Origin of the sequence: Ferruginibacter sp., assembly GCF_031430955.1 — a bacterium.
Classification (GTDB): domain Bacteria; phylum Bacteroidota; class Bacteroidia; order Chitinophagales; family Chitinophagaceae; genus Ferruginibacter.
Genome location: NZ_JANPCM010000209.1, coordinates 1 through 4,365, shown reverse-complemented (window position 1 = coordinate 4,365; position 4,365 = coordinate 1). Strand labels below are relative to the sequence as shown.

Here is a 4,365-nt window from a genome sequence, read left to right as displayed (position 1 = left end):
CAGTATTATTAAAGAAGGAAAAATTGGTAATGCAAAAGTAGGAGCAGGAGAGTGGTTGGTTATTGAAGCAGATGAAAGCGATGGCAGTATTGTGCAATATCAACCCGAAGTTGGTTTGTTATTAAATGTAGATAAAGACCACCAGGAGATTGAAGAACTGATGCAGATATTCGGCACATTTAAAAATAATACTAAGGAATTGTTTATAGTAAATCAATCCAATGCATTGGCTAAACAATTATCTCAAAATATAAAACATGATTTTTCTTCCGACGAAAAAAGCGGCGCAGGTTTTATAGCAACTAATTTTAAACAGGAAGGATTTAGAATTGAATTTGATATTCACCATTCACCATTCACCATTAACGCCATTGGCAGGCACAATATGGAAAATGCTTTAGCTGCCACCGCTGTTGCCAATCAGTTAGGCGTTGATTTAAAAACTTGTGCTGAAGCATTAAAAAACTACGAAGGCATTTACCGGCGCAATCAAATATTAGGCAGTAAAAATGGTGTTTGGGTTATTGATGATTATGCACACAACCCGGTAAAATGTGCGGCGGCTATTGCTTCCTGTCAACCATTGGCCAATAAAGTTATTGCATGGTTTCAGCCACATGGTTATGGCCCCACCCGTTTTTTACGCAATGATTTTGTAAAAGAATTTGCAAATGTTTTACGGGAAGATGATGAAATTTGGATGAGTGAAATTTTTTATGCCGGCGGTACTGCTATAAAAGATATTAGTTCAGGCGATTTAATAAATGATATAAAAGCTCTTGGTAAGAAAGCATTTTTTATAGAAGACAGAAATAATTTTGTAGAAACTATGAGGCCTCATTTAACAGCGAATACTGTTTTGCTTTTAATGGGTGCAAGGGATCCGTCGCTTGAAACTTTTAGTAAATCTGTTTTTAACATGGTCTGACGTCTCCGTCTGACCACGTTAAAAAAAATGCAAATGCTATGCAATAAAAAATGACAACACTCATTAATAACATAAAACAACTTATTGGTACAAGAGAAGAAACAACCTTACTCCGTGGTAATGCCTTAGCTAATCTCCCTTCAATTGAAAACGCCTTTATTTTAATAGAAGACGGCATCATTGCAGACTACGGCGCTATGTATGAGTTAGAATTAAAAGTACCACAACTCCCAAAAGATATTATTGATGCACAAGGCAAGTTTGTCTTACCCTGCTGGTGCGACAGTCATACCCATTTAGTTTTTGCTGCAAGCCGGGAAGAAGAATTTATTGATAAGATAAAAGGTATGAGTTATGCCGATATTGCGGCAAAGGGTGGCGGCATTTTAAACTCTGCAAAAAAATTAGAAGCAGCAAGTGAAGACGAATTGTTTTTATCCGCATGGAAAAGATTGGAAGAAGTTAGTAAATTAGGCACCGGTGCAATTGAAATAAAAAGCGGCTACGGTTTATCTGTACAGGCCGAATTAAAAATGCTGAGGGTAATAAAAAAATTAAAAGAAAAATCTAACCTTTGTATTAAAGCAACTTTTTTGGGGGCACATACTTTTCCATTAGAGTATAAAGAAAATCACCAGGGATACATCGATTTAATCATAAATGAGATGCTGCCAGTAGTTGCAAATGAAAAACTGGCCGATTATATTGATGTGTTTTGCGAAACAGGTTTTTTTTCTCCGCATGAAATGGAAATTATCTGCAAAGCAGGGATGAGTTATGGACTAAAACCAAAGCTTCATATAAACCAACTCAATTCCATAGGAGGAATTGAAGCTGCAATTAAATTAAATGCGGTGTCAGTAGATCATTTGGAAACGATGACAGATAATGATATTAAATTATTAAGTGGCGGCACCATACCGGCTAACTTACCCGGTGTGATTGGAACACTGTTACCAACAGCTGCATTTTTTTTAAGAATGAATTATCAGCCTGCAAGAAAATTAATTGATAGCAATTGTGCTGTTGCATTAGCAAGTGATTATAATCCCGGCTCATCACCCAGCGGTAATATGAATTTTGTGGTGGCACTCAGTTGCATACAAATGAAAATGCTGCCCGAAGAAGCGATTAATGCCGCAACATTAAATGGTGCTTATGCAATGGAACTGCAGAACGAAGTGGGCAGTATCACCATTGGTAAAAAAGCAAATCTTATTTTTACAAAAGCAATTCCATCCTTACCTTATTTGCCATACTCTTTTGGTAATAACTTAATTGATAAAGTAATGATTAAAGGAGAATTTATTTAATTAAAATAGATAAATAAATTCTCTGCCTGCAAAGACTTACAAAAATATTTTAAACCTTTCGAAGCAATATTTTATTAAAGCCTCCCTGTCATCAGGATGAGCAATATCAATTAAAAGTTTTGCCCGCTGCCGTAAATTTTTTCCAAATAAATAAGCCACACCATATTCCGTAACAACATAATGCACATGGCCCCTTGTAGTAACTACGCCGGCACCTTCTTTTAAATGCGGTACAATTCTGCTAACACCTTTTGTAGTACGGCTGCTTAATGCAATGATAGGTTTGCCACCCACGCTCAATGCCGCCCCACGCATAAAATCCATCTGGCCTCCAATGCCGCTGTATTGCAATTCGCCAATACTGTCTGCACAAACTTGGCCGGTCAGGTCCACTTCAATGGCACTGTTTATAGCAATTACTTTTGGGTTGCGCATTATTACAATCGGGTTGTTTACATAATCAATATCTAAAAAAGCAAATGCGGGGTTATCATTTAAATAATCATATAATTTTTTACTGCCTGCAGCAAATGATGTAACTGTTTTATTAGGATGAATAGCTTTGTTTTTATTGTTGATTACATCTTTTTCTACCAATTCAATAATACCGTCACTAAGCATCTCTGTATGAATGCCTAAATTTTTATGGTGAGATAAAAAGCGCAGCACCGCATCAGGAATGGTGCCAATACCCATTTGTAAAGTACTGCCATCATCAATTAATTCTGCAATGTTTTTGCCGATTATCATTTCTGTTTCACCCACTTTATTGCTGTAACTTTCCTCTGGTAAATCAGCTTTATAAAAAACCATTTTTGTAAACCTGTCAGTGTGTATCATACCATCGCCATGAGTACGGGGCATTAAAGGATTAACCAGTGCAATAATTTTTTTGGCACTGTCCACTGCAGCACGGGCAATATCAACCGATAACCCTAAGGTGCAATAACCATGTATATCTGGCGGCGAAACCTGTACAATAGCCACATCCAATTCTAAAATTTTATTTTTAAAAAGATCAGGAATATCGCTTAAAAAGACCGGTATAAAATCTGCCCTTCCTTCAGCAACAGCTGTTCTTATTGATGCCGAAACAAATAAAGAATTAATGTGAAAGGCATCCTGGTATATGGCTTTTTCAATTTCTATATCGCCTTTTAGTGTTATAGAAACCAATTCAACATTTTTTAAACGATGGCTCTCTTTTGCCAGCTCATGCAGTAAATACAATGGCGTACAGGCACCACCATGTATAAACACCCTCATATTACTTTGTATTATAGATAATGCCTCCGGTGCAGAAACGTAATTGTAAGGATGAATCATATTTAAGTATATTTATTATGGCAAAAATGTACTTTTTAAAAATTTCATTAGCAAATTTTCGTCATGTACCGGCATGATTGTAATAATGGCGGCTATGATTGTTTCTTTGTATCAATGCAAAGAAAAACTAATTTGCAGATATTTTATTTATTAAAAAACTTTTAACCTTCAACCTGTATTATGCAACTTATTGAATGTGTCCCCAACTTTTCCGAAGGGAATGATTTAAATATCATCAAACAAATTACTGATGAAATAGAAAAAGTGGAAGGCGTACGTTTATTAAATGTTGATCCCGGCAAAGCCACCAACAGAACAGTAGTAACTTTTGTAGGAGAACCGAATGCGGTAATTGAAGCGGCCTATCTTGCCATAAAAAAAGCAGGAGAATTAATTGACATGAGCAAACACAAAGGCGAACATCCACGAATGGGAGCTACGGATGTTTGTCCGCTGATACCCGTTGCAAATATTACCATGGAAGAAACTGCAGTTTATGCACAGCAACTGGCAAAGCGTATCGGGGAGCTCCAGCTCCCAGTGTATTTATACGAAGCTGCACAGCCAAAAAAAGAACGTAGCAATTTATCAGTAATACGTGCAGGCGAATACGAAGGCTTTTTTAAAAAAATTAAACAGCCCGAATGGAAACCTGATTTTGGCCCTGCTGAATTTGATGCTAAAAGAGGTGCAACTGTAATTGGCGCAAGAGATTTTTTGGTGGCGTACAATATTAATTTAAACACAACATCTACACGCCGTGCAAATGCCATTGCCTTTGATGTACGTGAAGCCGGA

At 36.8% G+C, this 4,365-nt stretch carries 4 protein-coding genes; 3 read left to right on the top strand and 1 reads right to left on the bottom strand.

Annotation, left to right across the window (positions count from 1 at the left end; all coding sequences use genetic code 11):
* Window positions 1–928: glutamate ligase domain-containing protein (locus ACY65O_RS05930; protein WP_462219930.1), on the top strand; the 928-nt coding region annotated here is incomplete at its 5' end.
* Between the two features lie 50 nt (window positions 929–978).
* Complete coding sequence (gene hutI / locus ACY65O_RS05925; protein WP_462219929.1) at window positions 979–2,241, top strand: imidazolonepropionase; 1,263 nt, start codon at window positions 979–981, stop codon at window positions 2,239–2,241.
* A gap of 36 nt (window positions 2,242–2,277) precedes the next feature.
* On the opposite strand, the gene ACY65O_RS05920 is transcribed toward hutI, so the two are convergent.
* Window positions 2,278–3,567, bottom strand: a complete 1,290-nt coding sequence (locus ACY65O_RS05920) for an acetyl-CoA hydrolase/transferase family protein (RefSeq protein ID WP_462219928.1) — start codon at window positions 3,565–3,567, stop codon at window positions 2,278–2,280.
* Between the two features lie 180 nt (window positions 3,568–3,747).
* On the opposite strand from ACY65O_RS05920, the gene ftcD reads away from it, so the two are divergent.
* On the top strand, window positions 3,748–4,365 hold a 618-nt coding region (gene ftcD, locus ACY65O_RS05915), incomplete at its 3' end, for a glutamate formimidoyltransferase (protein WP_462219927.1).